Annotated in this window: 25 protein-coding genes and 1 tRNA gene; 9 read left to right on the top strand and 17 right to left on the bottom strand. The window is 66.0% G+C overall.

The window, feature by feature from the left end:
• Window positions 1-47: 47 nt before the first annotated feature.
• On the bottom strand, window positions 48-860 hold the full coding sequence (locus AC3A4Z_RS20530; protein WP_498713867.1) for an alpha/beta fold hydrolase: 813 nt from the start codon (window positions 858-860) through the stop codon (window positions 48-50).
• A gap of 31 nt (window positions 861-891) precedes the next feature.
• Complete coding sequence (locus tag AC3A4Z_RS20535) at window positions 892-1746, bottom strand: LysR substrate-binding domain-containing protein (protein WP_498713869.1); 855 nt, start codon at window positions 1744-1746, stop codon at window positions 892-894.
• 144 nt (window positions 1747-1890) lie between these two features.
• On the opposite strand from AC3A4Z_RS20535, the gene AC3A4Z_RS20540 reads away from it, so the two are divergent.
• Window positions 1891-3276 (top strand): MFS transporter, encoded by a 1386-nt coding sequence (locus tag AC3A4Z_RS20540; protein WP_498713871.1) that lies wholly within the window; start codon window positions 1891-1893, stop codon window positions 3274-3276.
• A gap of 7 nt (window positions 3277-3283) precedes the next feature.
• Here AC3A4Z_RS20540 and AC3A4Z_RS20545 read toward each other — a convergent pair whose 3' ends face one another.
• The 3 genes from AC3A4Z_RS20545 to AC3A4Z_RS20555 form a co-directional block, all read right to left on the bottom strand.
• Window positions 3284-4438 (bottom strand): N(5)-(carboxyethyl)ornithine synthase, encoded by a 1155-nt coding sequence (locus tag AC3A4Z_RS20545; RefSeq protein ID WP_498713873.1) that lies wholly within the window; start codon window positions 4436-4438, stop codon window positions 3284-3286.
• Entirely contained in the window at window positions 4435-4575 is a 141-nt protein-coding gene (locus AC3A4Z_RS20550) for a hypothetical protein (RefSeq protein WP_167344651.1), read from the bottom strand. The genes AC3A4Z_RS20545 and AC3A4Z_RS20550 overlap by 4 nt, the downstream gene beginning before the upstream one ends.
• A 135-nt stretch (window positions 4576-4710) precedes the next feature.
• Window positions 4711-4784 (bottom strand) — tRNA-Gly (locus AC3A4Z_RS20555).
• A 233-nt stretch (window positions 4785-5017) separates the two neighbouring features.
• On the opposite strand from AC3A4Z_RS20555, the gene AC3A4Z_RS20560 reads away from it, so the two are divergent.
• Entirely contained in the window at window positions 5018-5479 is a 462-nt protein-coding gene (locus AC3A4Z_RS20560) for an SRPBCC family protein (RefSeq protein ID WP_498713875.1), read from the top strand.
• 3 nt (window positions 5480-5482) lie between these two features.
• On the opposite strand, the gene AC3A4Z_RS20565 is transcribed toward AC3A4Z_RS20560, so the two are convergent.
• Window positions 5483-7225, bottom strand: coding sequence for a CAP domain-containing protein (locus tag AC3A4Z_RS20565; RefSeq protein ID WP_498713877.1), 1743 nt, complete (start codon window positions 7223-7225; stop codon window positions 5483-5485).
• A gap of 133 nt (window positions 7226-7358) precedes the next feature.
• Here AC3A4Z_RS20565 and dcd point away from each other — a divergent pair, with 133 nt between their 5' ends.
• Window positions 7359-7934, top strand: a complete 576-nt coding sequence (gene dcd / locus AC3A4Z_RS20570; protein WP_159829572.1) for a dCTP deaminase — start codon at window positions 7359-7361, stop codon at window positions 7932-7934.
• Window positions 7935-7966: 32 nt separating this feature from the next.
• Here dcd and AC3A4Z_RS20575 read toward each other — a convergent pair whose 3' ends face one another.
• The 7 genes from AC3A4Z_RS20575 to AC3A4Z_RS20605 form a co-directional block, all read right to left on the bottom strand.
• Complete coding sequence (locus tag AC3A4Z_RS20575; protein WP_498713881.1) at window positions 7967-9148, bottom strand: cation:proton antiporter; 1182 nt, start codon at window positions 9146-9148, stop codon at window positions 7967-7969.
• Between the two features lie 5 nt (window positions 9149-9153).
• A complete protein-coding gene (locus AC3A4Z_RS20580) occupies window positions 9154-9636 on the bottom strand; it encodes a cation:proton antiporter regulatory subunit (RefSeq protein WP_050053222.1) in 483 nt (160 codons plus the stop codon).
• Window positions 9633-10691 (bottom strand): LacI family DNA-binding transcriptional regulator, encoded by a 1059-nt coding sequence (locus AC3A4Z_RS20585; RefSeq protein WP_498713883.1) that lies wholly within the window; start codon window positions 10689-10691, stop codon window positions 9633-9635. The genes AC3A4Z_RS20580 and AC3A4Z_RS20585 overlap by 4 nt, the downstream gene beginning before the upstream one ends.
• A complete protein-coding gene (locus AC3A4Z_RS20590; RefSeq protein ID WP_498713885.1) occupies window positions 10688-11431 on the bottom strand; it encodes a cupin domain-containing protein in 744 nt (247 codons plus the stop codon). Before AC3A4Z_RS20590 ends, AC3A4Z_RS20585 begins: the two co-directional genes overlap by 4 nt.
• Window positions 11428-12441 carry a DUF6807 domain-containing protein gene (locus AC3A4Z_RS20595; RefSeq protein WP_498713887.1) on the bottom strand — a complete coding sequence of 338 codons (1014 nt, stop codon included), beginning with the start codon at window positions 12439-12441 and terminating at the stop codon, window positions 11428-11430. Before AC3A4Z_RS20595 ends, AC3A4Z_RS20590 begins: the two co-directional genes overlap by 4 nt.
• Entirely contained in the window at window positions 12438-13538 is a 1101-nt protein-coding gene (locus AC3A4Z_RS20600; RefSeq protein ID WP_498713890.1) for a Gfo/Idh/MocA family protein, read from the bottom strand. The genes AC3A4Z_RS20595 and AC3A4Z_RS20600 overlap by 4 nt, the downstream gene beginning before the upstream one ends.
• Window positions 13539-13682: 144 nt before the next feature.
• Window positions 13683-15086 (bottom strand): MFS transporter, encoded by a 1404-nt coding sequence (locus AC3A4Z_RS20605; protein ID WP_498713892.1) that lies wholly within the window; start codon window positions 15084-15086, stop codon window positions 13683-13685.
• Window positions 15087-15281: 195 nt separating this feature from the next.
• Between AC3A4Z_RS20605 and AC3A4Z_RS20610 the strand changes: the two genes are divergently transcribed.
• The 6 genes from AC3A4Z_RS20610 to mnhG are packed head-to-tail and all read left to right on the top strand — an operon-like array spanning window position 15282 to window position 21731.
• Window positions 15282-18395: a Na+/H+ antiporter subunit A gene (locus AC3A4Z_RS20610; protein ID WP_498713894.1), complete on the top strand. Its 3114-nt coding sequence runs from the start codon at window positions 15282-15284 to the stop codon at window positions 18393-18395.
• Window positions 18392-18913: a Na(+)/H(+) antiporter subunit C gene (locus AC3A4Z_RS20615; protein WP_498713896.1), complete on the top strand. Its 522-nt coding sequence runs from the start codon at window positions 18392-18394 to the stop codon at window positions 18911-18913. The genes AC3A4Z_RS20610 and AC3A4Z_RS20615 overlap by 4 nt, the downstream gene beginning before the upstream one ends.
• Window positions 18910-20514, top strand: a complete 1605-nt coding sequence (locus tag AC3A4Z_RS20620) for a Na+/H+ antiporter subunit D (RefSeq protein WP_498713898.1) — start codon at window positions 18910-18912, stop codon at window positions 20512-20514. Before AC3A4Z_RS20615 ends, AC3A4Z_RS20620 begins: the two co-directional genes overlap by 4 nt.
• Complete coding sequence (locus tag AC3A4Z_RS20625) at window positions 20511-21056, top strand: Na+/H+ antiporter subunit E (protein ID WP_493972645.1); 546 nt, start codon at window positions 20511-20513, stop codon at window positions 21054-21056. The genes AC3A4Z_RS20620 and AC3A4Z_RS20625 overlap by 4 nt, the downstream gene beginning before the upstream one ends.
• Window positions 21053-21331 carry an MrpF/PhaF family protein gene (locus tag AC3A4Z_RS20630; RefSeq protein WP_498713901.1) on the top strand — a complete coding sequence of 93 codons (279 nt, stop codon included), beginning with the start codon at window positions 21053-21055 and terminating at the stop codon, window positions 21329-21331. Before AC3A4Z_RS20625 ends, AC3A4Z_RS20630 begins: the two co-directional genes overlap by 4 nt.
• Window positions 21321-21731 (top strand): monovalent cation/H(+) antiporter subunit G, encoded by a 411-nt coding sequence (gene mnhG, locus AC3A4Z_RS20635; protein WP_498713903.1) that lies wholly within the window; start codon window positions 21321-21323, stop codon window positions 21729-21731. Before AC3A4Z_RS20630 ends, mnhG begins: the two co-directional genes overlap by 11 nt.
• A 12-nt stretch (window positions 21732-21743) precedes the next feature.
• Here mnhG and AC3A4Z_RS20640 read toward each other — a convergent pair whose 3' ends face one another.
• The 4 genes from AC3A4Z_RS20640 to AC3A4Z_RS20655 form a co-directional block, all read right to left on the bottom strand.
• Window positions 21744-22007 (bottom strand): DUF4235 domain-containing protein, encoded by a 264-nt coding sequence (locus AC3A4Z_RS20640; protein WP_498713904.1) that lies wholly within the window; start codon window positions 22005-22007, stop codon window positions 21744-21746.
• 96 nt (window positions 22008-22103) lie between these two features.
• Window positions 22104-22319 (bottom strand): CDGSH iron-sulfur domain-containing protein, encoded by a 216-nt coding sequence (locus AC3A4Z_RS20645; RefSeq protein ID WP_050053232.1) that lies wholly within the window; start codon window positions 22317-22319, stop codon window positions 22104-22106.
• On the bottom strand, window positions 22316-23356 hold the full coding sequence (locus AC3A4Z_RS20650; protein ID WP_498713906.1) for a glycosyltransferase family 2 protein: 1041 nt from the start codon (window positions 23354-23356) through the stop codon (window positions 22316-22318). The genes AC3A4Z_RS20645 and AC3A4Z_RS20650 overlap by 4 nt, the downstream gene beginning before the upstream one ends.
• On the bottom strand, window positions 23353-24414 hold the full coding sequence (locus tag AC3A4Z_RS20655) for an iron-containing redox enzyme family protein (protein ID WP_498713908.1): 1062 nt from the start codon (window positions 24412-24414) through the stop codon (window positions 23353-23355). Before AC3A4Z_RS20655 ends, AC3A4Z_RS20650 begins: the two co-directional genes overlap by 4 nt.
• Window positions 24415-24439 lie beyond the last annotated feature (25 nt).

The raw sequence follows: 24439 nt of genomic DNA on the forward strand, positions 1-24439 counted from the left end.
TCAATGGAAAATAAGCGCGCGGAAGCCCCGGACGGGTTATTGTGCGGCTACTGCGGGCTCTCCAGGAATGTGCGCAGCGCGCCTATCCAGGGTTCGAACGCGTCAAGGTGGGCGTCGTGCGATGCTGCCGGGAGGTCCACCCGCCGCGTGCCCGGCCTAAACCGCAGGAACGTTCTTTTCTCCTCCTCGGCAAACATTCCTCTTGAGCCATAAACCACAAGGGCCGGCACGCTCACCGCCTGCCATTCCTCCCAGCGGGGCTGAATCAGGCCTTCCATGGTGCCCGCCATGATGTCGGGGTGGAAGCGGGGCCAGTACCCGTCGGGTTTCTCTTCGAGGTCGACCACCCATGCCTCCGCTACCGGCCCCGGTCCCAGGAACTTGCGGGCGGCGGCAGGGCTCGCAAACGGAACGGGCCATGATTGGAAGAATTCCCTGAGTTGCATACTCTCCGCTTTGCTGCCGCCGCCGGCGCCGCTCTCGAGCAGCACGAGCCGGGAAACCAAGTCGGGGCGCTTGGCCGCGACCAGCATCGCGGTGTGGCCGCCCATGGACTGGCCAACTAAAGCAACTGGGCCGACCGCCGCGCACTCAATCAGGTGGACGACGTCGGCCACGAAGGAACCGCGCGAGAGGTCGCCGGGTCTGGAGGTACTTCTGCCGTGCCCGCGAAGATCCACCAGGATTGTCCGGTATTCGGGAAGGGCGCGCGCTGTACTGAAGAATTCCTTGGCACTGCCCGCCAGGCCGTGCAGGATCACCACCGGCAGGCCGGGCCCGCCGGTATCGAAGTAGTTGATCTGAACGCCGCCACCAACATCCATGAGATGCTGCTTTCCGACGTGGTCGGTTTCGGTCATGAAATGAGTTCCTTAAGCGGCTGAAGCCTGCCTACGCGGGACGGTTGATGGTCCTTCCCACGATGGACTGCGTCAGCGCATCGATGACTTCTGAGTTGGCCAGCGGGTTCCGGATCAGGGTGAAGTCAACATCGCCCACCGCGGGCAGGTCAAAGCGGCGGGTGATGATCTTCAGGTCCTCGGGGACCAGGGACGACGGCATCACGGCCACTCCGATTCCGGCGCGGACCGCCGCAAGCACGCCGCTGATCTGGCGCGTGGTGCAGGTGATGCGCCAGGTCCTGCCGTGGGATTCCAGGGCGTCGATGGCCAGTTTCCGGCTCAGGCTGGGTGAGGGGTAGGCGATCAGCGGGACCGGCGCCCCGGGTTCAAGCACGGTCTGCTCCTGCCCTACCCAGGAAAACGAGTCATGCTGGACCACAGTGCCGTCCTTGGCTCCGGCAACCCACTTCACAAACACAAGGTCCAGCTGGCCCGCGTTGAGTTTCCGGTAGAGCTGGTCACTCTGGCCAACGGTCAGTTCCAGGTTGATCTGCGGATAGATCTGCCGGAATTCGCGAAGGATCCGCGGCAGGCCCGTGATGGCAAGATCGTCGGCGGTGCCGAACCGCAGCCGGCCCCGCATGGCAGAACCTGAGAAGTACCGGGCGGCAGCGTCGTGGGCGGAGAGGATGTTCCGGGCAAATCCCGCCATGGCATCGCCGTTGTCGGTGAGCCGGACATCCCGTGTGTCCCGGGTGATGAGGACCCGCTTGGCCGCGGTTTCCAGCTTGCGGACGTGCTGGCTGACGGTCGGTTGGGCCAGGCCCAGCCGTTCGGCCGCCTTGGTGAAGCTGAGGGTTTCGGCCACCGCCAGGAAGGAGCGCAGCTGGGCTGGTTCAAACACTTAGGACTCCAGTGGCATGAGTGCGGATGTCGGCAGCATTGCAGTTCGCAATACGAGTTATAGGGACGATACGTCTCCATAATCCGGTTATCCCAGCCTAGCGTTAACGACATCCCGGACCGACCGCAATTTGAGGACACTCCTGTGGCACCCGCACCGCCGTCATCGGCAACCGTCACCCAGCCCGTCATCGACTCAGCAGCCTCCGCACCGCCGCGCGACCACCAGACCCAGCCCCTCGCCGTCGTCCCCGAACGCCTTCCCTGGAAGCACACGTTCATCTCGCTGAAGGTCCCCAACTTCAGGATCTTTGTGATCGGGCACTTCATAGCCGTCATCGCCATCTGGATGCAGCGCATTGCCCAGGACTGGATGGTCCTGCAGCTTTCCGGATCGGTGACTGCCGTGGGCATCACGGTGGCGCTGCAGTTCCTGCCCTCGCTCCTGCTCGGGCCGTGGGGCGGCATGGTGGCGGACCGGTTCGCAAAGCGGAAGATCCTGATCCTGTGCCAAAGCATGGCTGCCCTCCTCGCAGCAGCCCTCGCCGTCCTTTCCCTGACGGGAGCCGTCGAGGTGTGGCACGTCTACGTCATCGCGCTGGTCCTTGGCTTGGTTACCGTGCTGGACCAGCCGGCCCGGCAGGTATTCGTCAACGAACTGGTGGGCCCGAAGTACCTGCGCAACGCGATCAGCGTCAACTCCACCACTTTCCAGTTGGGAGGCCTGATCGGTCCTGCCCTTGCCGGATGGCTGCTGACCGCGGTGGGGGCGGGGTGGGCCTTCGCGGGCAACGCCCTCGCCTGCTGCTCCACGGTGGCCATGCTGCTGATCCTGCGGAAGGATAAGTTGTTCGTCAGTGCGCCTGCCCCGAAGAGCAAAGGGATGCTGCGTGAAGGCCTGAGCTACGCCCTCAGCAAGCCCACCATTTACTGGCCCTGGCTGATGGCGGGGTTCATTGCTGTGTTCGCGATGAGCCTGCCCGTGGTGCTGGCTGCCTTTGCCGACCACATCTTTGACGTGGGTGCCGGTGGCTACGGGTTACTGAACGCACTCGTCGCGCTTGGAGCGTTCGCTGGCGCCGTCGCGTCAACCCGGCGGCGGCAGCTGCGGCTCCGCTCAGTGGTGTTTTGCGCCGGGATGTACGGCGTAATGCTCTGCCTTGCGGCCATCGCGCCGTCCATGCCCGTTTTCGGCGCCGTGATGGTGCTGTCCGGATTCTGGTGCCTGATGTTCCTGACCGGTTCCAACCAGCTGGTCCAGGTGAGCTCGAACATGAGGATCCGCGGCCGCGTCATGAGCCTGTACATCATGGTGCTGATCGGCGGCCAGGCTATCGGCGGGCCGATGCTCGGCTGGCTGTCCGAGCACGCCAGCCCGCACACAGCATTGCTGGTGGCCGGGGGAGTCCCGGCGCTCGCCGCCCTGACGGTCGCCGCTATTCTGGCCCGGAAGGGCTCACTGCTGCTGCGGGTCAGCCTCAAGGACCGCCGCCACCCCGTGAGCATCGTCAGCAAGGCAACGGCGGCTTAACCACGGACTACAGAGCCGCGTGCGGGTAGGCGTCTTCCCGCTTCTGGAACTCCAGGACATCCTTGTTCCGGATTACTCCGTCGCGGATCTCGATGGCCCGGGCGATGGTGTCGTTCTGCGCCCAGGCTTCCGGACCGTCCATCACGGTGGCCAGGAACGGCAGCAGCGCCTGGCTGATCTCCCATGTGGCGGAGTTCCAGAGATACGACGGGCTGTGGTCCACCGCGTAATAGGTAATGTGGTCACCAACGGTAAACACCGGGTCCGAGAACGTGGTGGACCTGGCCCAGCTGAACCCCATCCCTTCATCGCAGGACACGTCCACGATCAGGCTGCCGGGTGCGAAGGCGGCGAGATCGTCCGTCTGTAAGTAGGTGAGGGGATTGTTGGGGTCCTGCAGCGTGCAGTTGACCACGATGTCGCTCTCGGCAAGGAAGGGTGCGAGGGGAACCCGGCCCCTCTCCGTGATGACCTGGCTTAGGAAGGGCGCTTCGTCGTCGTGATCAAACTGGACGATGTTGACCGAGTGGATGGGGGCGCCGACGGCGGCCACGCCACGGTTGGTCAGGACCTGGACATCATGGATGCCGTGGGCGTTCAATGCGGTCACCGCCCCACGGGCGGTGGCCCCGAAACCGATCACCACAGCGCTGAGGCGCCGCCCGTAATCGCCGGTGGAACCGGTCAAGGCCAGCGCGTGCAGCACTGAACAGTAGCCTGCCAGCTCGTTGTTCTTGTGGAAGACGTGAAGGCCGAAACCACCATCGCTCGCCCAGTGGTTCATGGCCTCGAAGGCGATCAGAGTCAGCTTCTTGTCAATGGCCAACTGGGTGATGGCGCGGTCCTGTACGCAATGCGGCCAGCCCCAGAGGACCTGCCCGTCGCGCAGTTCGGAGAGGTCTTCCGGCTGCGGCTTGGGCAGGAGTACGACGTCGGCACTGGCCAGCAGTTCCTCGCGCCCCGCCATCCTCCCCACCAGGGTGGACAGGTGCGCGTCGGAGATCCCGAAGCGCTCGCCGTAGCCCTGCTCAAGGATGATGTTCCGCCGTACTTCAGGCTCGATGCGCTCGAAATGCAGCGGATGGATGGGGAGCCGGCGCTCGGCAGGCTTTCGAGTGGAAGCCAGGACGCCCAGGGTCAGTGTGTTGCTGCCGTCCGTCACTTCTTTTTGGCGGCCTTGCTGGACGTGATGTCCAGGGAGCTGGCCGGCGCCGCGGCGGCCTTCTTGTCTGCGCGCTTTTCCTTGATGGACTTGCCGGACTTTTTGGATGCTGCTTGACGCGGGGACTTGTCAGCCATGTTTGCTCCTGTAGCGGAACCGAAGAGGTTCCTGACCTCTGACCATACACCCGGGTACCTAATGTCTCCGGGGTGTGGGGAAGGATCGGCAGCAGCCGCGCAGGAAGGTCAGGGCTTGGGATCCCGGGCGGAAAGTGGAGCGGCTGACGGGAATCGAACCCGCGTATCAAGCTTGGGAAGCTAGCGCTCTACCATTGAGCTACAGCCGCAATGCCCCTGTTTCAGGGGCAGAACATAGCTTAGCGCAGATGTGCCGGCGGGCCGTTCAAGCGGCAGGCAAGCGGCGCGTGTCCGGTCATCCGGACGTCATCCAGTAACTGTTCAATAACGTCCCCGGCGCTGGCTAGGTGGGGGTGTGGAGCGCTGGCTAACCTGATCCGGTAGCTGCGGTGCCGGGGGGTGCAGCTGCGCGGCAGGCCGACGTCAACCACGAAAGATCCCGATGGCATTCGCAGAGCATGAGGTCCTCATCCGGCGTGACGCCATGGCTGTGTACCTGTACCTGCTCGATGCCACCAATCTTCCGCTGTGGCGGGACGGTGTCCGCAGGGTCAAGCTGGTAGACGGATCCGAGGGGACGAAGGGTGCCGTGTACCGCCAGATGGTGGCGGGGCGCTCAGGCCTCAGCATCCCTGCCGACCTGGAAATCACCAGCGCCCGGCCAGGGGCCGAAATCCAGTTCCAGGTCACGTCCGGACCTGCCATCCGGTCCGGCGGCTATTACCTGAGCACCGAAACCGCGGGGACCAGGGTCCGCTTTGCCCTTGAAGCCCAGCCCGAAGGGCCGCTGGGAGTCCTGAACAGGCTTGGCTTCCTGAACAGCATGCTCCAGCGAAGCCTCTGCGCCGAGGTGGCCCAGCTGGACCGCCTCAAAGACGTACTGGAACTCCAGCCGGCCATCTAGCCGCTACTGCGCCAGCCGCTGCCCCGTCCAGGGCCCGGCAATGGTCGACGGCGATGCGAGGCTTCCCGAGGTCAGGTCCCAGTACTGCACAACATCGTTGGCCCGGCGCAGGGCAAGGCCTGAGGAGTTCAGCGCCGTAACGTCCTTGAGCGGCCGGATGCCGGTTACATCGCCCCAGCCGGTGGCGACAGTGGGCCTGGTCTCGGCCCTCAATACTGTGGTGCCCCAGCCGCGGTAGAGCTGGACTGACCCATCGGCACGGACCGCCAGCACGTCCTGGAACCCGTCGGCGTCGTAATCCACCATGGACAGCTTCCGCGCGGCACCGATGGCGCCTACCAGCGTCCGTTCCGAGAGGTCGCCCGTGCCCCTGTTCGGGTACAGGTACAGGTTTCCGGAACCGTCGAGGGCAAGAACCTGTGGAAGCCTGTTGTTGGCGCACCAGCCGCCCACCGCGAGGGCCAGCGTGTCCCACCCGCCGTTCCCGAGGGTGACGGGGGCCTGGAACCCTCCGGTTGCGATGCCGCGGTGCAGGGTCAGGGTTCCGTTGGTCCACTGCGTCAGGAGATCGAAGGCGCCATCACGGTCCCAGTCCCTGGTGAAAACTTCCTTTGCGCCCGCGAAACCTGAGCCAATCACCTTGGCTGCTGCGAAGGTGCGTGCGCCGGTGGACGCGCGGGCCAGGAGCTGGCCGGTTGAATCAACGCTCACCAGGTCCCCGGGCCCCTTGATGGCTGCGGCGGAGAGGTCCAGCGTGGGCGGCATGTGCCGGACCGGGGCGTCACACAAGCTCGGCGGCGGCGGGGGGAACGCAGGGCCGGACCCCGCGCCGCCGGGCGAGTTCACGGTCCCGGCGGGAAGCGTGGTGTAACCGAAGAAGTTCACCACGCCCCAGATCTGGTACGTGGAGTTGGTGTAGGAAATTCCGGCGCCCATCACGTTGAAGCGCGGATCGAGCAGCATGGCGTTGTGGCCGGGTGACCCCTGCCACCATTCCACCAGCTGTGCTGCGTCCCGGTCGGTGCGGATGGCAATGACTTCCCCGGCGCCGTTGTTGGGGTTCATGGCCCGGGGATCGGTCCAGAACGAGGCACGGTGCTCGATTACCTCCCGTGAGGCAATGTTGTCCGACCATTCCTGTGCGAGCCCCGCCACCGTGGGGTTGTACTTCACCGGGTTCAGGCCCTTGGACGCCCGGTATTCGTTGATTCTGTTGAACACCGTGAGAATTGCCGCCGCGTTGCTGTCCGGGACCAGGGCTTCCGTTGCGGGTGCGGAGCTAAGCGATTCGGGGGCCGCCAGCCGGGTGGGTGAGGGCGACGCCAGTTCTTCATCCGGTGCCCAGAGCGGTGGAATCCAGGGAATTTCGGGGGCGGGTTCCGGTGCCGTAGTGGCGGGCGCGGGCGCCGCCAGCGCCTCGGTGGAGGATGCGGCACCATCCTTCTCCCCGGGATCCTGTTGCACGGTTTTTTGTTGAACTGCGGCAGGCTGCGTCAGCGCAGTCGGCGCGGTGGATGGCGACGCCGGCCTGATGTCCGGGTCCACGGCCGGGGTCAACCGGGACAAAAGTGAGCTGTCGCCGGGAAGGCCCCCACCGCCGTCGACCGTTACCGGGCCCAGCGTTACGCTTGCGGCGGCGGCAGGCGGGCCCGCCGGCAGCGGCGCGGGCAGGACGCCCGCGGACGACGAAACCAGCGCTATAACGCAGAGCACGCCAAGAAAACCGGGCGCCACTAATTTATTCACAACATCCCCAGCTCTGTTGGGCCATCCGGGAGACCATCCGGCGCCTTAATCACTGAGGCAACATTAGCCCCACCGGGCTACAGCAACAACGAAAGAATGTGGCTGTGGATAACCGATACGGTAATTTGGGACGGTGCTGATCTCTGACCGCGATATTCGTGCCGAAATAGACTCCCAGCGGATCGTTCTTGAACCGTACGATCCCGCGATGGTCCAGCCGTCGTCCGTGGATGTGCGCATCGATAAGTTCTTCCGCCTGTTCGACAACCACAAGTACGCGCACATCGATCCCGCCGAAGAGCAGCCGGAACTGACGCGCCTGGTGGAGGTGGAGCAGAACGAACCCTTCATCCTGCACCCAGGGGAGTTCGTCCTTGGCTCAACCTACGAGACCGTCACCCTGCCGGATGACATCGCCGCCCGCCTCGAAGGCAAGTCCTCGCTGGGACGGCTTGGGCTGCTGACGCACTCCACTGCGGGGTTCATCGACCCCGGATTCTCCGGCCACGTGACCCTGGAACTCTCCAACATGGCCACGCTGCCCATCAAGCTGTGGCCGGGCATGAAAATCGGCCAGCTCTGCTTTTTCCGCCTCACCTCGGCAGCGGCCTACCCCTACGGGCAGGGCGATTACGGCAACCGCTACCAGGGGCAGCGGGGACCCACTGCCAGCCGGAGCCACCTGAACTTCCACCGCACTGAGATCTAGTACCGCAGGGACATCCAGTACCGCACGGCAACCTATGCTTTCGCAGCCAGACGCGCGGGCCGCAGCAAGGACTTGACCAACGGCTCCACGTAGCGGGCCGCGAGCGGGCCAATAACGGCCATCAGCAGCACATAGGCAGTGGCCAAGGCAGCGAGCTCATCAGTGACGGCGCCGCTGGCCACCGCCAGTCCCGCAATCACGATCGAGAATTCCCCGCGGGCAATCAGCGCCGCTCCGGCACGGAGGCGGCCCGGGCGTGCGATACCAGCCTGCTTCGCAGCCCAGATGCCAGTCAGCATTTTGGTGACCGCCGTAATGACGGCCAGCACCAGCGCCCAGCCGAGCACCGGCGGGATGGACGTGGGATCGGTGTTCAGCCCGAACGCCACAAAAAAGATGGCGGCAAACAGGTCCCGGAGCGGCTCGAGGATGCGCGTGGCGTTATGGGCCGTGGCGCCCGAGATCGCGATTCCGAGCATAAAGGCCCCCACTGCGGCAGATACCTGCATGGCTGATGCCACGCCTGCCACCAGCAGCGCCGCGCCGAGGACGTTCAGGAGGAATACTTCTGAGTTCTCGCTGTGCACAGCTTTTGAGACGTGGTGTCCGTGCCGCAACGCCACCATCAGCACCAGGCTCACTACGGCCAAGGCAATGCCCACGGTGGTGAGTCCGCCCAGGAAGCTGACGCCTGCCAGTGTGGCGGTGAGGATGGGCAGGTAGACGGCCATGGCCAGGTCTTCGAACACCAGGATGGACAGCACAACGGGCGTCTCGCGGTTACCCAGCCGGCCCAGGTCGGTGATGACCTTGGCCGCGATTCCCGAGGAGGAGATATAGGTGACGCCGCCCATCACCATGGCCCCTACGCCGCCCCATCCGAGGAACAGGGCAAGGACCGCGCCGGGCAGGAAATTCAGCACCAGGTCGAGGACACCGGCCTGCCAGGAGCGGCGCAGCCCGGTGAAAAGCTCAGCGGCCGTATATTCCAGCCCGAGCATAAGCAGCAGCAGGATCACGCCGATTTCCCCGGAAAGGTGCGCAAACTCGTGCATACCTTCGAGCTTGACGATCCCGCCGGCCCCGAAGGCCAGCCCGCCCAACAGATACAGCGGGATGGGCGACATTCCGATCCGTCCGGCCAGCCTGGCCAAAAGGCCGAGGCAGAACACAACGGCCCCCAGTTCAATGAGGGTCAGGGCCAACGGGTCCATGGCGTCTATCCGTTACGGAGGATATCGGCCGCCGAATCGAGGCCTTCCTGCGTGCCCACGGCAACAAGCAGGTCACCGGTGTGGAGTACGACGTCGGGTCCCGGCGAGGGGAGCACCTCGCCTTCGCGCATGATCGCCACAATGGAGACGCCGCAGCGGGTGCGGATGCAGGCCTTCCCCATGGGCTGGTTCTGGAACGGGGATCCCGGCGCGATGGAGAACTGCCGGGTGACGATGCCGGGAACATCCTTGTGCTCCTCGGTCAGCTTCATGGCGAGGTGCTGCCCGCCCAGCAGGTTGCCAAGGGTTGCTGCCTCTTCCGCGGTCAAGGGGATTGACGCCTGGCAGGTATCGGGATCATCCCAGGTGGAAACGATGAGTTCCGTCTGGCCTTCCCGCAGCTCCACCACGCCGATCCGGCGGCCGGAAGCCGTCATAAAATCCTTCCGCCGGCCAAGGCCCGGAAGGTTCGTATCATCCACGTTCATAATTCCAGCCTAGTCTCCCGCGGAGCGCTTGGGGCTGGTCCTGAGGATTCCCGCAGCACCAGCCGCATTCCGGCAGGTCCGGGCTCCGGGGCCGCGGGAGCATCGGGAGTCAGCGCCGCGAGGAGCTGCAGCATGCCGCGGCTTCCTTCGGCCTCAAGATCCATGTGCACCGTGGTCAGCGACGGTACCAGGAACGCGGATTCGGGATGGTCGTCCCATCCCACCACGCTGACGTCCCCGGGAACGCTGAAACCAAGGTCGTGAAGGGCGCGCATGGCTCCAATGGCAAGGTGGTCGTTGGCGGCGAAGATTGCCGTGATGGAGGAATCGGCCATCAGGCTCCGCGCCGCTTCGTAGCCGGACGCGGAGCTCCACCCAGCTTCAATGGTGCCCCCGTCCTCAAGGCCGGCGGCGCTGACCGCCTGGCGGTAGACGGCCAGGCGGTTGCGGGCGGACGGCCACTCCTGCGGTCCCGCGATGTGGGCGATCCGGCGGTGCCCGAGGCCGGCAAGGTGGGCAATGATGGCCCGCACCGCCGAACCGTCGGAGATCCGGCCCTGGCCGCGCATCCTGTCGTCGTAGTCCCCGGCCACCACCACGGGGATGCGCTCCTGTGCCTGGAGGAGGTCAGCGCCTGCAAGGGGCACAAAGGACAGGGCGCCGGCGAAGGGGCCGCCGTCGAGAATGCTGCGCAGCCTGGCCGTGCGCTCAGGTCCCGTTCCCTCCAGGGCGACGACGTCGAGCTGGTAGCCCGCCGCCCGGGCGCTGGCGGCCGCGCCTTCGACCATCCGGGACGGGAAGTAAGGGAAGGCGCCCGGGACGAGGGCCAGCAGCCTGTACGTTGATTTGGTCCGCAGTGAACGGGCAGTGAGGTTGGGCGTGTAGTTCAGCTCCGCCATGGCCCGCGCCACCTTTTCGGACGTTGACGCCTTCAGCTTGGAACGGTCGGCCATGTACCGCGAGACGGTCTGGTGCGATACCCCGGCCAGCTGCGCCACCTCGTAGATGGTGGCGGCCCGGGCGGGTTGCGGTGCGTCGGAAGCTGACGGCGTCACAGCCTGGAATCTTCCCACGTGGTCAGATGGCCGCACATGCCGAAGCCCTCCTGCGGACGCTGCTGCGCGCGCGTCACCGCCGCTGCCGCCATGGAGGCAGCGGAGCCGGCTCCCAGGTCGTTCAGCGCCTTCTCTGTTGTTTCCATCTGCTTCCGGACGTTGGCTGCCCAAATCTGTTTCCAGCGTTCCACGCTGGGGCGGACCAGGGCCGCGGCCAGCCGGTGGAACTCCAGCAGCGCCTCAGGTCCCTCCCGGAGCACGGACCTGCGCAGCTCGTCGTATCCTTCCAGGGAAAGGTCACGACGGCGGCGCGCAGCGGCAGCGGCGGCCGGCTGGCCTGCGTCGCGGGGCAGGGTGGCGTGCCGTGCGTACAGGGCCGGGTCAGCCAGGATGTTGCGCGGGAAGGTCAGGACGGCGTCGCCCGCTTCCGGCAGGCCGGCGTTGGACATCACAACCTGCAGCGTGAGTCCGCCTGTGTTGACCAGCCGGTGAACGGTTCCCGGACTGAACCACAGCAGCGATCCCAACGCCAGGGGGTGCTCTGCGGCGCCGTCCCTGCTGATGGTGTCCACCCGTCCCGTCCCGGCCGTGACCAGGTAGGCCTCGGACGAGACGGTGTGCACGTGCGGGGAGCCGCCACAGAGACCGTCGGCAGCTTCCCACTCATATACGCGCAGTCCGGTCACCGCCGTGCCGCCCGGGAAGCCGGGAGCGGTGGCGGTGTCCACTGCGCTGGTCACCGCCCTGCCGCCGGGGATGCGGGCGCCCCGGCGAGGACTTCGCGGGCTGTGGTTGCCAGCGCTTCGGCGCGGACGGCATCCGACTCCCCGTCCGCGATGACGACGCCGTACCGGTAGCGGAGCGTGGAGCCTGCCTTGAACAGGACTTCCTGGCTGAAGAACGGCGCCGGGCCCATGCAGGCGAAAGGCTCGGACCGGGCAAACCATTCGGGCTCGCCGTGTTCACTGCCGGGCTGGTCCACCATCACCACAGTGGAGTACCGGCACGTCTCGTCGTGCTGGCCCACGAAGGAAAGCCACGGTGCCCGCTGCCCGCGCAACTCTTCGCCGGTGGCGCCGCCGGGTCCGATGATCGCGCCGCCGGCGAAGGACCGCGGCCCGCGCCAGAACAATCCGCCGTACCCGGCGTTGTCCCGCCCCTCCGTGGTGGGCGAGCCGATGTGGATGTCCTCGCCGGACACGTTGGTCATGGCCGAATCAAAAACCAGGACGTAGCTTGCGTCAGCGCCGGGCACCACCTCGAAGGTCCGCTCTTCCTCGACCACCAGGGAGCCCTGCTGGGTGATCCACTGCAGCGTGTGGGAAAAACTGAACCGCCCGCCGTCGTCCGTCATCTTGCGGAGTTCGCGGTGCCGCATGGCACCGTTGTTGGGCAGCCACTGGTAGTCCTGTCCGCGCCGGTAGCTGGGACCACCCCAGAAATTGTCCGGGCCCAGGTGGGGCAGCGACCAGGCGATGCCCTTGTGCCACACATGGTCGTGGGGCCGGTACGCGGTGACCAGGTCGCCGGTCCTGGTGCGCACCGGGTGGAAGTAGGGCCGCGGCGATTCCACCTGCGGATCGTTGGCCGCGTACGTGTAGGCCAGGATGGGAACGCCGTCCAGGGAAACGGCCACAGCTGCGCCGTCGTCGGCCCAGCTGAAGGGGCTGCCGGGGGAGGAGGTACCTGCGCTGTTGGATTCCGGGTTGCCGGACTCCGCTGTGCTGAATGATTCGGTAGGGCTGTTCACGCGTTGCTCTTTTCGAGTTTCCAGGGTTCCAGCCGGCCGTCGGCGCGGTCAAAGAACGGGTTTCCTTCGGTGATGTCACCGCGCCGGACGGCCTTGCCCGTAATGGCGGAAGCGTAGATGGCGGCGGCAAGTTCCATGGTGGGGTAGGCGTCGGCGAGGGTAACGGGCGGAACCGAGCCCGAGCTGATGGCCTCAATGATGTGCCTGTACTGGGCCGGATGTCCGCTGGCAGTTGCGGGCGAGCCGTCTGACCAGACATCGGCAAGGTGCTCCTGTCCAGGCGCAGGGGTGAAGCGCCAGTGGGAGTCGTCGTAGCCGTAGAGGTGCTCGAGTTCCACGGTGGCATTCTCGTAGTCAAAGCGGAGCTGAGAGGTTTCGCGCGGCGAAATGACGGAGTTTATGACCGTGCTTAGGGCACCGGATTCAAAACGGACGATGGCGGTGGAGACGTCCTCTGTTTCCGTCCGGCGTGCAAGCCTCCCGGCGAAGGCCGTGACTTCCTGCCAGGGTCCCCACAGGTGCAGCAGGAGGTCGAACTGGTGGATTCCGTGCCCCATGGTGGGTCCGCCGCCTTCAACATCCCAGAGGCCCCGCCATGGAACATCGAAGTACTCCTGGTTGCGGAACCAGAGGGTGTTGCAATATCCGGTGAGTGCGGCGCCAAGGGCTCCCGACTCCTGCAGGGCTGCCAGCTTGCGCGCCGCGCTGCCGAAGCGGTGCTGGAAGATGCAGCTGACGTGCTTCCCGGAGGCGCGTTCGGCGTCCTGCAGTTCCCGCATCTGGCGCAGTGACAGGGCCGGCGGCTTCTCCAGCACCACGTTCAGGCCCAGGGAGAGGGCTTCCAGTGCCAGCGAAGCGTGGGACGACGGCGGGGTGCACACCGCTACGACGTCCAGGCCCGCTTCGGCAGCTGCTGCCAGGCCGGGTGCGGTTTGGGCGACGCCCGTTGTTGCTGCGAACTCAGCGGCCCTGGCTGCGTCGAGGTCTACGGCGACCACGAGCTCTGCGCCCGCGAACTTCAGGGCTTCAGCATGGGCGTGGGCGATGCCGCCCGTACCGACAATGCCGGCGCGGACCCTTTGCAGGGGCTGGTCCATGGGACTCCTCGTCTTTTGAAAGGTTTCAAACTTACGGCCATGAACAATTATGTGATCGATAACATGAGGCGTCAAGACCCGCAGCCGAAACAGTGTTGAGGAAAAGTGCGGAGAAAACAGTGTGAGGAAACCTTGTCGAGGACGCTAAGCGACGGGAACCACTGCGATGGGCGCCTTGTCCGGGGACTTCACCGGCAGCAGGACCAGGAGCCCGGCCAGGAGTACCACCATGATGCCAAGGATGCCCCAGCGTTGCGCTTCGCCCTGCGCCACCAGCGGCGTGGCCACAGTGATGCAGAGGGTGAACAGGGCAGGTGCCAGGAAACTCACGGCCCGGCCGGTGGTGGCGTAGAGCCCGAAGAGCTCGCCCGACTCGCCGTGCGGAGCAAGGCGCGCCAGGTAGGCGCGGGATGAGGACTGTGCCGGGCCCACGAACAAGCAGAGGAAGAGTCCGAAGACCCAGAAGGTGGTGGAGCCCTGCCAGTCCATGCCGAAGAAGGAATACGTCCCGTTTCCCAGCACCAGGATGACTGTCCCGGCGATCAGCAGCCCGATGAGGGACCCGATGATCACCGCCTTGGGGCCTGCCTTGTCGTCGAGGAAGCCGCCGATGATGGCCCCAACAGCCGCCACCACATTTCCAAAGATCGCGAAGAAGATCACCTGGGACAGCTCAAAGCCGAACGTGCCCGCGGCAATGATTCCACCAAAGGTAAACACCGCTGCCAGGCCATCACGGAAAACGGCGCTGGCCAGCAGGAAATAGATGGTGTGCGGGCTGGTGGTGTAAATGGCCTTGATCCGCCGGATCAGCAGACCGTAGCTGGCCACGATCCCCAGCCGCCGGGCCTGCGGGGTTTTGGGCAGCTCGGGGACGGCGAACAGCACCGGCAGGGCGAAGACGAAGAACCACAGGGCTGAGAAGACCGCCACAAGCCGGATATTCAGGCTGTCCTGGGTGGAGGCCCCGAACCATTCGAAACTCGGCTGGACGAACAGCTGCAGGACAATCAGCAGCGCCACAATCCCGCCCAGGTAACCGGCTCCCCAGCCGAGTCCGCTGACCTTGCCGATGTTCCGGGGCGTGGAGATCTGGGCCAGCATCGCGTTGTAGTTCACGCCCGCGAACTCAAAAAACACGTTGCCCAAAGCGATCAGGGAAACGCCCAGAAGCAGGAACTCCGGCCGGGGAAACACAAAGAAGCACAGGGCGGTAAGGATGGCGACGGCGGCCGTGTTGACTCCCAGCCACAGCTTGCGCCGTCCGCCCGCGTCCGAGCGCTGCCCGGTGACCGGTGCCAGCAAAGCGATGGCAAAACCGGCGATGGCAAGAGCGCCGCCCAGGACCGCCGAGGCCTGGTCCTCGCCGCCGAACGCGTCCGAGGTGAGATACACCGTAAAGACGAATGTCGTCATTACAGCGTTGAAGGCCGCCGAACCCCAGTCCCAGGAGGCCCAGGCCAGGACGCGGCCCTTGCTCGTGGCATGGTTCCCCGACTCAAGTTCGGAGGACGGCTGCGTTGCCCCGGGAGCGCTGGCGCTGTTCATAGGATGCATCGTATCCGCCCATGGCGAACAGAAGCCGGAGCTCCGGCCCGTGACACCGGGAAAACCGGCGGAAGCATACAGCAGCGGGGGAGGAATGGGTACCGGCTCTTGGTAAACTGGACCCTCCCGGACCTAACGAATGAACCGCCTGCTCCAACTTTTGACAATCCAATCCCTGACGTTGCGGAGATACCAGTGATCACAGTCCTTGCCGTGCACTTTTCGGTGGCTGTGCTGGCCCCGTTCCTCTTCAGGGCATGGGGCCGGAACGCTTTTTACGCACTGGCAGTGGTTCCCGCAGCGTCCTTCGCCTGGCTGTTGTTCCAGCACGCTCCCGTGTACTCGGGGGAGGGCGCGGTGGCCGAAGTGGTTCCGTGGATCCCTGGCCTGCAGCTTGAGTTCGCCTTCCGGATGGACGCCCTGGCCTGGGTGATGTCCCTGCTGGTGCTGGGCGTCGGCTCGCTGGTGCTCGTCTACTGCGCACGGTACTTCAAGAAAGAGGACCAGGACCTCGGCGGCTTCGGGGCCCAGCTCCTGGCATTTGCCGGGGCCATGTTCGGCCTGGTGGTGGCGGACGACCTGCTGCTGCTGTTCATCTTCTGGGAACTCACCACCATCCTGTCCTATCTGCTGATCGGGTTCGCCCGGACCAGGCTGGCGGCCCGGCGGTCCGCTCTGCAGGCGCTGATGGTCACCACCGCGGGCGGCCTTGCCATGCTGGTGGGTCTCATTATGCTCGGGCACGCCGCCGGTACCTACCGGATCTCCGCCATCCTCGAACAGGCGCCCGAACTGATCAATGGAACGTCCGCTGCCGTGGTGAGTGCCGCCGTCGTCCTTATCCTGGTGGGCGCCATCACTAAGTCCGCGCTGGTCCCCTTCCACTTCTGGCTTCCCGGCGCCATGGCGGCACCCACGCCCGTCAGCGCCTACCTGCACGCGGCGGCAATGGTCAAGGCGGGCATCTATCTCGTGGCCCGGCTTGCCCCCGGCTTCGCCGAAACGCCTTTCTGGCAGCCGGTGGTGCTCGGCCTCGGGCTGGCGACCATGCTGGTGGGCGGCTACCGCGCGCTGCGTCAGACCGACATCAAGCTCATCCTTGCCTACGGCACGGTCAGCCAGCTGGGTTTCCTCACCATGGTGGTGGGGCTCGGCACCCCGGATGCCGCCCTCGCCGGCCTGGCAATGCTGCTGGCCCACGGCTTGTTCAAAGCCACCCTGTTCCTGGTGGTGGGCATCATCGACCACCAGTCGGGCACCCGCGATGTCACCAAGCTCTCCGGAGTTTTCCGGTCCTCACGGGCCTTGGGCATAGTGGCCGCGATCGGCGCCGCGTCCATGGCCGGTGTCCCGCTCCTGGGCGGATTTGTGGCCAAGGAATCCGTGCTGGAGGCGTTCGTCCACCACGCCGGTGGCGCCGACGCCTGGGGAACAGTGGTTCTCGCCGGGCTGGTCCTGGGATCCGTCCTCACCTTCGCGTACAGCGCCCGCTTTATGTGGGGGGCCTTTGCCACCAAGCCGGGCGTGGAACCCACCCCTTTCAAGGCCATCCGGCCCTCATTCCTGGCCGCCCCCGCCATCCTCAGCGTCCTCACCATCGCCTACGGCCTGTGGCCGGTCCCCGTGGACGCATGGATCCAGCCTTACGCGGCGCTGTTTGCTTCCACCGCGCGCGACGCCGGCGCCCCGGCTGAGCAGGCCGGCCACCTCGCGCTGTGGCACGGCTTCACCCCGGCACTGGGGCTGACTGCCCTGACCTTTGCGCTGGGCCTGGCGATGTACTTCGGCCGCAATGCCGTGGCCCGGGCACAGTCGCTGGTGCCGCCGTGGGTGGACGCGGACAAGGCCTACCAGCTGACTATCGGCGCGCTCGATGATGTGGCGGTCTGGATCACCGGCCGCACCCAGCGCGGTTCGTTGTACTACTACCTGGCAGTCATCCTCAGCGTCGCCTTCGTGCTGCCCCTGTCGGCCATCCTGCTGGCGGGCAAACCGCTTCCGGAGGGGATCTACCTGATTGATCCCGGTTCCCCGCTCCAGCTGGTGGTGGGCGCCGGCATCGTGATCGGGGCCTTGGCTGCGGTCAAGGCGAACAAGCGGTTCCTGGCCGTTCTCATGGTGTCGGTCACCGGCTACGGCATCGCACTGATGTTTGCCCTGCAGGGTGCGCCGGACCTCGCTCTGACCCAAATGCTGGTGGAGACCATCATCCTGGTGGCGTTCGTGCTGGCGATGCGCAGCCTGCCGCCGGAGCTGCGGGACCGCACCGGCGGCAAATACCGGGTGGTGCGGGTGATCATCGGCCTGGGCTTCGGCGTCACCATGGTCTTCGCCGGGATCCAGGCCATGGGCGCCCGGATTGCGACGCCGGTGTCCCTGGAATTCCCGCGCCTGGCGTACGAGGGCGGCGGCGGACTGAACATCGTCAACGTGACGCTCGTGGACATCAGGGCATGGGACACCTTCGGCGAAATCAGTGTCCTGGCTCTGGCAGCCACCGGCGTGGCAAGCCTGATCTTCGTCCGCGGCCGTGGTGACCGGATCAAAAACTCCGCCACCGTCGCGGAGGGCACAGTGGGCCGGCTCAGGGGCATCGACCCCGGCACCCGCGACGCCGCAGCGCTCGCCGTCAGCCGTAAGTTCGCGGCGTCAGCGCGGGACGCCTGGATCGTTGCCGGCCGCACCCTGGCCCCCGAGCGCCGTTCCATCATCTTTGAAGTGGTCACCCGGCTGGTGTTCCACTCCATGATCATCTTCTCGCTGTACCTCCTGCTCGCGGGCCACAACCTGCCCGGCGGCGGCTTTGCCGGTGGCCTGACGGCTGGCCTTGCCCTGACCATCCGGTACCTTGCCGGCGGCCGGTTTGAACTGCGTGAAGCCACGCCTGTCAGTGCCGGTGCCCTGCTGGGAATCGGGCTGGCCGTGGCCGCCGCCTCCGGTGCGGTGCCGTTGCTTCTGGGCGGCCAGGTGTTCCAGACGGCCATCGTGGAACTCTGGCTGCCGGTGTTCGGCGACATCAAGTTCGTCACCTCCACCATCTTCGACATCGGCGTGTACATCGTGGTGGTGGGCCTGGTGCTGGACGTTCTGCGGAGCCTTGGGGCGGAGATCGACGAGCACTTTGAACAGCGCTCCGCCGATCCCGCCAGCGACCTGGCCGACGACGGGCAGGACTTCGCCGCGGACGCTTCGGTACCGGACGTGCCCGCCGGTAACACGGCCGCCAATGACATGCCCGCCAGCGACGTGGCCGACGACGGGGAGCCGGAAGGCTTCCGGGCCCAGACCACCTCAAGGGGCCAAGCATGAGCGTAAACCTGACCCTCCTGATCGTGATGGGTGCCCTGTACGCCTGCGGCATCTACCTCATCCTCGAACGCAGCCTGACGCGCGTGCTGCTGGGGCTGATGCTCCTCGCCAACGCCACCAACCTGCTGATCCTGGCCACCGGCGGCTACGCCGGGCTGGCACCCCTGTATTCAAAGGAGACGGCTGCGGCGGATTACAACGATCCCCTTCCACAGGCGCTGATCCTGACGTCCATTGTCATCTCCTTTGCCGTGACGGCCTTTATGCTCGGCATCATTTACCGCACCTGGGTCCTGGCCCGCCAGGATGAGATCCAGGACGATTTGGAAGACCTCCGCGTGGCGGTAACGCCGAGCTTCGACGCCGAGGATGACGCCGAGATCCCGGCCGAAACGTCCGAATTCCCGGCAGCGACGGTCATGGCAGGCGGCCGCGAGATGTCCGCCGAACACGCAGCCGCAGAAGAAAAACCCGGCTCCACGAATGTGGCCGCTGGCCCGGAAGGAGGCGGAAAGTGAACATCGCAAGCTTTGCCCCGCTCGCCGTCATACTTCCCATCCTGGGCGCCGCCCTGACCTTCCTGCTGATCCGGCATTCACGCGCCCAGCGTGCCGTGAGCATTGGCCTGCTGTCCCTCACCCTGCTGCTCGAATGCCTCCTGCTGGCCTCGGTGTGGGACGGCGGCACGGCCGCGGTCACTATCGGCGGCTGGCTGCCGCCGTGGGGCATCGTGATGGTGGTGGACCAGTTCTCCTCGCTGATGCTGGTGGTGTCGTCCGCCGTGAGCCTCGCCGTGCTGGTCTACGCCACGGGGCAGGGCATGGCCGACGGCGACCACGACGCGCCGGTGTCGATCTTCCACCCCACGTACCTGATCCTGGTGGCCGGAGTCTCCAACGCGTTCCTCTCGGGGGACCTCTTCAACCTGTACGTGGGCTTCGAGATCCTGCTGACGGCAAGCTACGTGCTGATGACGCTGGGCGGGACTGGGCCGCGGATCCGCGCGGGCGTGACCTACGTGGTGGTGTCCGTGGTGTCCTCGGTGCTGTTCCTGATTGCGATTGCCATGGTCTACGGGGCCACCGGCACCGTGAACATGGCGGACCTCGCCATCAAGCTCGGCGAGCTGGACCAGGGCACCAAAACCCTCCTGCACGTGATGCTGCTGGTGGCGTTCGGCATCAAGGCGGCAGTTTTCCCGCTGTCCTTCTGGCTGCCTGACTCCTATCCCACGGCGCCGGCTCCGGTCACCGCAGTGTTCGCGGGCCTGCTGACCAAAGTAGGCGTTTATGCGATGGTGCGCACCGAGACCCTGCTCTTCCCCGGGGACACGCTCAACACGCCCCTGATGGTGGCCGCGCTGCTGACCATGGTGGTGGGAATCCTGGGTGCGCTGGCGCAGAACGATATTAAACGTCTGCTCTCGTTCACCCTGGTCAGCCATATCGGCTACATGGTGTTCGGCCTGGCCATGTCCTCCACCGCCGGGCTGGGAGCGGCCGTCTTCTACGTGGCCCACCACATCACCATCCAGACCAGCCTGTTCCTGGTGACCGGCCTGATCGAACGCCGCGGCGGCAGTTCCTCCGTGGACCGGTTGGGCGGCCTGGCCAAACTGTCGCCCCTGCTGGCGCTGCTCTTCTTTGTCCCCGCCATGAACTTGGCCGGCATCCCGCCGTTTTCCGGATTCCTGGGGAAAGTGGGGCTCATGCAGGCCGGCATCGAGCTGGGCACGCCGCTTGCTTATGCCCTGGTGATCGGCGGCGTGGTCACCAGCCTCCTGACGCTGCTGGCCATCGCCAGGGTCTGGAACCGCGCTTTCTGGCGCAGGCCCACGGACGCCGAGCACCCGGACCCCGTGCTCCTGGCAACGCCGGGGGCACGGATTGCCGGGCCGGGCGCCAAGCTCAACACAGTGACGCTCCTGCCGCGCACCATGGTGGGTTCCACGCTGGGACTGGTGGTTCTCGGCGTCGCCCTGACGGTCTTCGCAGGCCCGCTGTTTGCGGTGTCTGACCAGGCTGCGCACGACATGCTCGACAGGTCCTCCTACATCCAGGCAGTCCTGGGCGAGGACACCGTAGTGCCCATGATCCTGACGGCAGGAGGAGGAAAATGAGCCGCCGCCGGATTTCGCTGCGCCAGGAACTACCGCTCCTGGTCTGGCTGGTGATCGTCTGGGGCGCCCTGTGGCAGGACTTCAGCCCGGGGAACCTCCTGTTCGGCGCCTTGCTGGCCGTGGCGGTGGCCAGGCTGTTCTACCTCCCGCCGGTTGAGCTCAGCGGCCGCTTCAACATCCTTTATGCCGTGCCCTTCGCCTTGATGTTCCTGGCGAAGGTGGCGGTGGCCAGTGCCCAGGTCCTGTACCTGGCGGTGATACGCGGACCCCAGGTCAAGAACGCGTTGGTTGCGGTGACGCTGCGAAGCCACCAGGATCTGCTGGTGACCGCTACCGGCCATGTCATATCCCTGATTCCGGGCTCGCTGGTGGTGGAGGTGGACCGGTCAACCTCCACCCTGTACCTGCACGTGCTGAACATCCATTCCGTTGAGGACGTGGAGAACTTCCGCCAGGAGGTCCGGTCCATCGAAGCCGGGCTGATCCGGATCATGGGCACCCGGGAAGAGCTTGAAACCGTACGATCGGAGGCAGCCGCATGATGCAGACCGTCCTGGTCCTTACGGCCGTTATCCTCTCACTCGCCGCCGGTGGCGCGATCATCAGGATCGCCCGCGGCCCGTCCCTGCTGGACCGGGTGCTGGCCGCAGACGTCCTGCTCGCCATCCTGGGCGGGGCCTTGTGTGTGGACATGGCCGTGAACCGTCACCTGAACAACCTGATGCTGGTGGTAGCCATCTCCATCATCGGGTTCATCGGATCCGTCACTGTTGCCCGGTTCGTGGCAGACCGAAGGGAGCAGCCGGATGAGTCCTGACGCTACTGGCCTGGATTTCTGGATCGACCTGTTCTCCGCCGTGTTTATGGTGGTGGGCGCGGTGATGTCGCTGGGCGCCGCGATAGGCCTGCTCCGGTTCCCGGATCTTCTGAGCCGCATGCACGCGGCCACCAAACCGCAGGTGCTGGGGCTGTTCCTGCTGCTGGCCGCGATCGGGCTGCAGATGCGCACCTGGTGGGTGTGGCCGGTGCTGGTCGTGGCGTGGATCTTCCAGCTGCTCACAGTGCCGGTGTCCGCGCACATGGTGGGCCGGGCCGGCTACCGCACCAAGCACCTGCACCGTGAATTGCTGACGGCGGACGAGCTGGAGGCGGTAGTGCAGAAAGCCGCCGCCAAAACAGCCCGTGAGGACGGTTCCGGCGGCGGCCAGGTGAACTAAGAACCCAGGGCTTTAGACGATGTCCTGGCTCTTGGCGAACCGGGTGATGGCGCGCTGGGTGCCGCGGTTGGCCAGGACCTGGATGATGGTGCTGACCGATGCCGAGATCAGCGCGAACGTCAGCGCGGACTGCAGGCTGGTGGGGATGTCCTCGTCCTTGCCGGTGGGCGGCTTCCGGCCGGTGGTCTTTTCCCAGATGGTGTTGACCAGCTTGGTCCCGACGAAGCCGGCGCCAAGGCTTACGCCGGTACCGAGCAGCTTGATGAAGAGGTTCATTCTTTGTACTCCTTGCGGGCGGAAAACGGGCTGTACCCAGCCTAACCGCCCATTCTGCGGCTACGGCACAGCGACGGCGGCCGGCTGGCGGGCGCTTCAGCTGGCGGGCGGTTCCGTGCGGAACTTGATCATTTTGTGGGTGCCGTCGCAGTAGGGCTTGATGGCGGACGCGCCGCAGCGGCACAGCGCCACTGTCTGGCGCTGCCGGGGGACCGGGGCTCCGGAGGGGGTCACGATCTCGAAGTCGCCCCGGACAATCAGCGGGCCGTCGGGGCACACCACGATCGAGCTTTCGGCGGGTTCCTGGTTCATGGCTGCTCCTTGAGTGCGTGGTCGGTTTTCAAATGATGGTGGATGCCGAGCTTGCCGTGGTGCCGGCGCCGAAGTTCGGCTTCCGAGTGGGCTGCGGTCTTGAGCCGTGCCCCGGCATAGGGGACGCCACCGCCCAACCGGAATGCCAGGGCGATCCAGACACAGACCGCCCGCTCCAGGCTCCACAGAGGGGCGTACCAGACAGCCCGGAAGGGGAAGACCCCGGCCCCTGAGTGGCGCTGTCGTCCGATCCAGGCCAGGAGGACCGGCACGGCCGCCAGCGCCAGGAGAGCGGCCCGTCGGCGGGAAGCGGGCAGGCAGCAAGCACAGGCAATCATCGGCAGCAGGCCAAGCTCTGCGGCGAGGCGCCGGGGCTCGGCGAAGTCATCGTACGCCTGGCGCGTGCGTTGCTTGAAGAAGTGCTGGAGCTTGGGCGGGCGCCGCGCCACAAACAGGCCAGGCGCGATCTCCTCCCGGCCGCCGGCTGCCTTGAGGGTCCGGATCAGCTCAAGGTTTTCGAAGAGCACCGGATCGTAGCCGCCGGTGGCCAGCAGGGCACTCCGGCGGACGGCCAGGGTGCCGGGGAAATCCGCCGACCATGCCCGGTTGATCAGGGTCCGCGACGTATCCCAGCAGGCGTGCCACGGCAGCGGATCAAAGTAGTTCTGCGGCCGCACAATGTCCGCCGAACTGAGGTGATGGACGACGGCGGCAAGCGACCCACGGGTGTAGCGCACGTCGTCGTCGGCCATCACCAGCAGCTCCGCCCTGGCGGCCTGCACGCCCGTCATCACTCCGGCCACCTTGCCGTTGCCGCCGGCGGCCGGCCCGGGCCGGATGTGGCGCACGGCGGGCGGAAAGGCAGCCCGGTGGCGTTCGAACAGCGCCCGGTCGGAACCGTCCACCACGGTCACTGGGATCCACGCGAGAAGACCGCCAAGATAGGCAGACAGATCCTGTAGCTCCGGATCCAGGTCCTCGGTCCAGCGCAGCGGCAGGATGTACTCCGCGGATTGCCCCGTGGGCGGGGTACTCATGCGGCGGCCGGCATTGCCGCCCTCAGCGACGTCACTCCTTTTTCCCAGCTGGCCATCAGGTGCGTGGAAAGCCGGCCGTCAATCGCCATGACGGCGGTGGCCCCGAACAGTACGTCCCCGAGCAGTCCAGGCTCCGCCTCCACCAGGCCGCCTGCCAGGTCGCGCCCGGCGATCTGCTCGTGGACCGCGTCGGCTTCCACATGCTCGTCGAAGTAGTGGGTCACTTCGGCGTCGAAACCGTGCCGCCGGAAGCCGCTGCCGTACAGCCGGTTGGGCTGGGAGGAGGTCATCTCATAGATGGCGAGGTGCCCTGTAATGGCACCCCGGAGCCGGCGGTTCAGGCCGAAGAGCGACATCATGTTCACGGCCGCGAGGGAGACGGCGGGAACAGCGTCCACGTAGGCGCCGTAGTGGTCGTCCATGCCCAGGCCCCGCATGGTGCGGGAGAAAAGAACGCTGTGCATGCGTTCGGGGCGTCCGCCGCCGTATTCGTCGGCCTGGATTTCCACGAGGGCAGCCTTGGCCCTGCCGGTGAGGCGGGGGATGGCCCAGGTGTGCGGGTCCGCCTCCTTGAGCTGGTACATGGACTTGTGGATCAGGAATTCCTTGAGCTGGTCCAGCGTCGCCTTCTTGGCCACAAAACGGGAGACGCTGGGCCCGGTATCGGTGGCAGCGAGGCCGAACAGGATGTCCGCCACGGCATCGCTGGTCAGCTCCCCGGCAGGCGGAACATTGATCTCGCCGGCGGCGGAAGCCGCGGCAGCCCGGAGCTCCGCCTCAAACGGCCGCTCCATCAGGCGGCGGACCTGGATCAGTCCCGGTTCCCACTCCCACTCGTCGCTCACGCCCTCCAGCCCGGAATAGTGCAGTTCGTAGAGGCAGAAGAGGGCCGCCTGGACGTCGTCGTCGCCGATGATGTCCGAGGACACCGCCATGTGGGGTGTGACCAGCGAGTGCAGTTCATCCACGGCTGCGACTGCTTCGTCGGTGCCTGGTTCGTGCTTCAGGGCGCTGAACAGCGTGCTGCTGATGGGGCCTCGGGACTCCGGGATTTTCATGATGCTCCTTTGGGCGGGCGGCATT

This window comes from Arthrobacter sp. Soil_C_49, assembly GCF_057656635.1.

What these genes read in the sequence shown, in the direction of transcription:
- AC3A4Z_RS20630 (WP_498713901.1), top strand. Translation starts at nt 21,053, where the DNA reads ATGATGCAGACCGTCCTGGTCCTTACGGCCGTTATCCTCTCACTCGCC.
- AC3A4Z_RS20625 (WP_493972645.1), top strand. Translation starts at nt 20,511, where the DNA reads ATGAGCCGCCGCCGGATTTCGCTGCGCCAGGAACTACCGCTCCTGGTC.
- AC3A4Z_RS20640 (WP_498713904.1), bottom strand. Translation starts at nt 22,007, where the DNA reads ATGAACCTCTTCATCAAGCTGCTCGGTACCGGCGTAAGCCTTGGCGCC.
- AC3A4Z_RS20550 (WP_167344651.1), bottom strand. Translation starts at nt 4,575, where the DNA reads ATGGCTGACAAGTCCCCGCGTCAAGCAGCATCCAAAAAGTCCGGCAAG.
- AC3A4Z_RS20580 (WP_050053222.1), bottom strand. Translation starts at nt 9,636, where the DNA reads ATGAACGTGGATGATACGAACCTTCCGGGCCTTGGCCGGCGGAAGGAT.
- AC3A4Z_RS20650 (WP_498713906.1), bottom strand. Translation starts at nt 23,356, where the DNA reads ATGAGTACCCCGCCCACGGGGCAATCCGCGGAGTACATCCTGCCGCTG.
- AC3A4Z_RS20575 (WP_498713881.1), bottom strand. Translation starts at nt 9,148, where the DNA reads ATGGACCCGTTGGCCCTGACCCTCATTGAACTGGGGGCCGTTGTGTTC.
- AC3A4Z_RS20655 (WP_498713908.1), bottom strand. Translation starts at nt 24,414, where the DNA reads ATGAAAATCCCGGAGTCCCGAGGCCCCATCAGCAGCACGCTGTTCAGC.
- AC3A4Z_RS20615 (WP_498713896.1), top strand. Translation starts at nt 18,392, where the DNA reads ATGAGCGTAAACCTGACCCTCCTGATCGTGATGGGTGCCCTGTACGCC.
- AC3A4Z_RS20605 (WP_498713892.1), bottom strand. Translation starts at nt 15,086, where the DNA reads ATGAACAGCGCCAGCGCTCCCGGGGCAACGCAGCCGTCCTCCGAACTT.
- AC3A4Z_RS20560 (WP_498713875.1), top strand. Translation starts at nt 5,018, where the DNA reads ATGGCATTCGCAGAGCATGAGGTCCTCATCCGGCGTGACGCCATGGCT.
- mnhG (WP_498713903.1), top strand. Translation starts at nt 21,321, where the DNA reads ATGAGTCCTGACGCTACTGGCCTGGATTTCTGGATCGACCTGTTCTCC.
- AC3A4Z_RS20645 (WP_050053232.1), bottom strand. Translation starts at nt 22,319, where the DNA reads ATGAACCAGGAACCCGCCGAAAGCTCGATCGTGGTGTGCCCCGACGGC.
- AC3A4Z_RS20600 (WP_498713890.1), bottom strand. Translation starts at nt 13,538, where the DNA reads ATGGACCAGCCCCTGCAAAGGGTCCGCGCCGGCATTGTCGGTACGGGC.
- AC3A4Z_RS20530 (WP_498713867.1), bottom strand. Translation starts at nt 860, where the DNA reads ATGACCGAAACCGACCACGTCGGAAAGCAGCATCTCATGGATGTTGGT.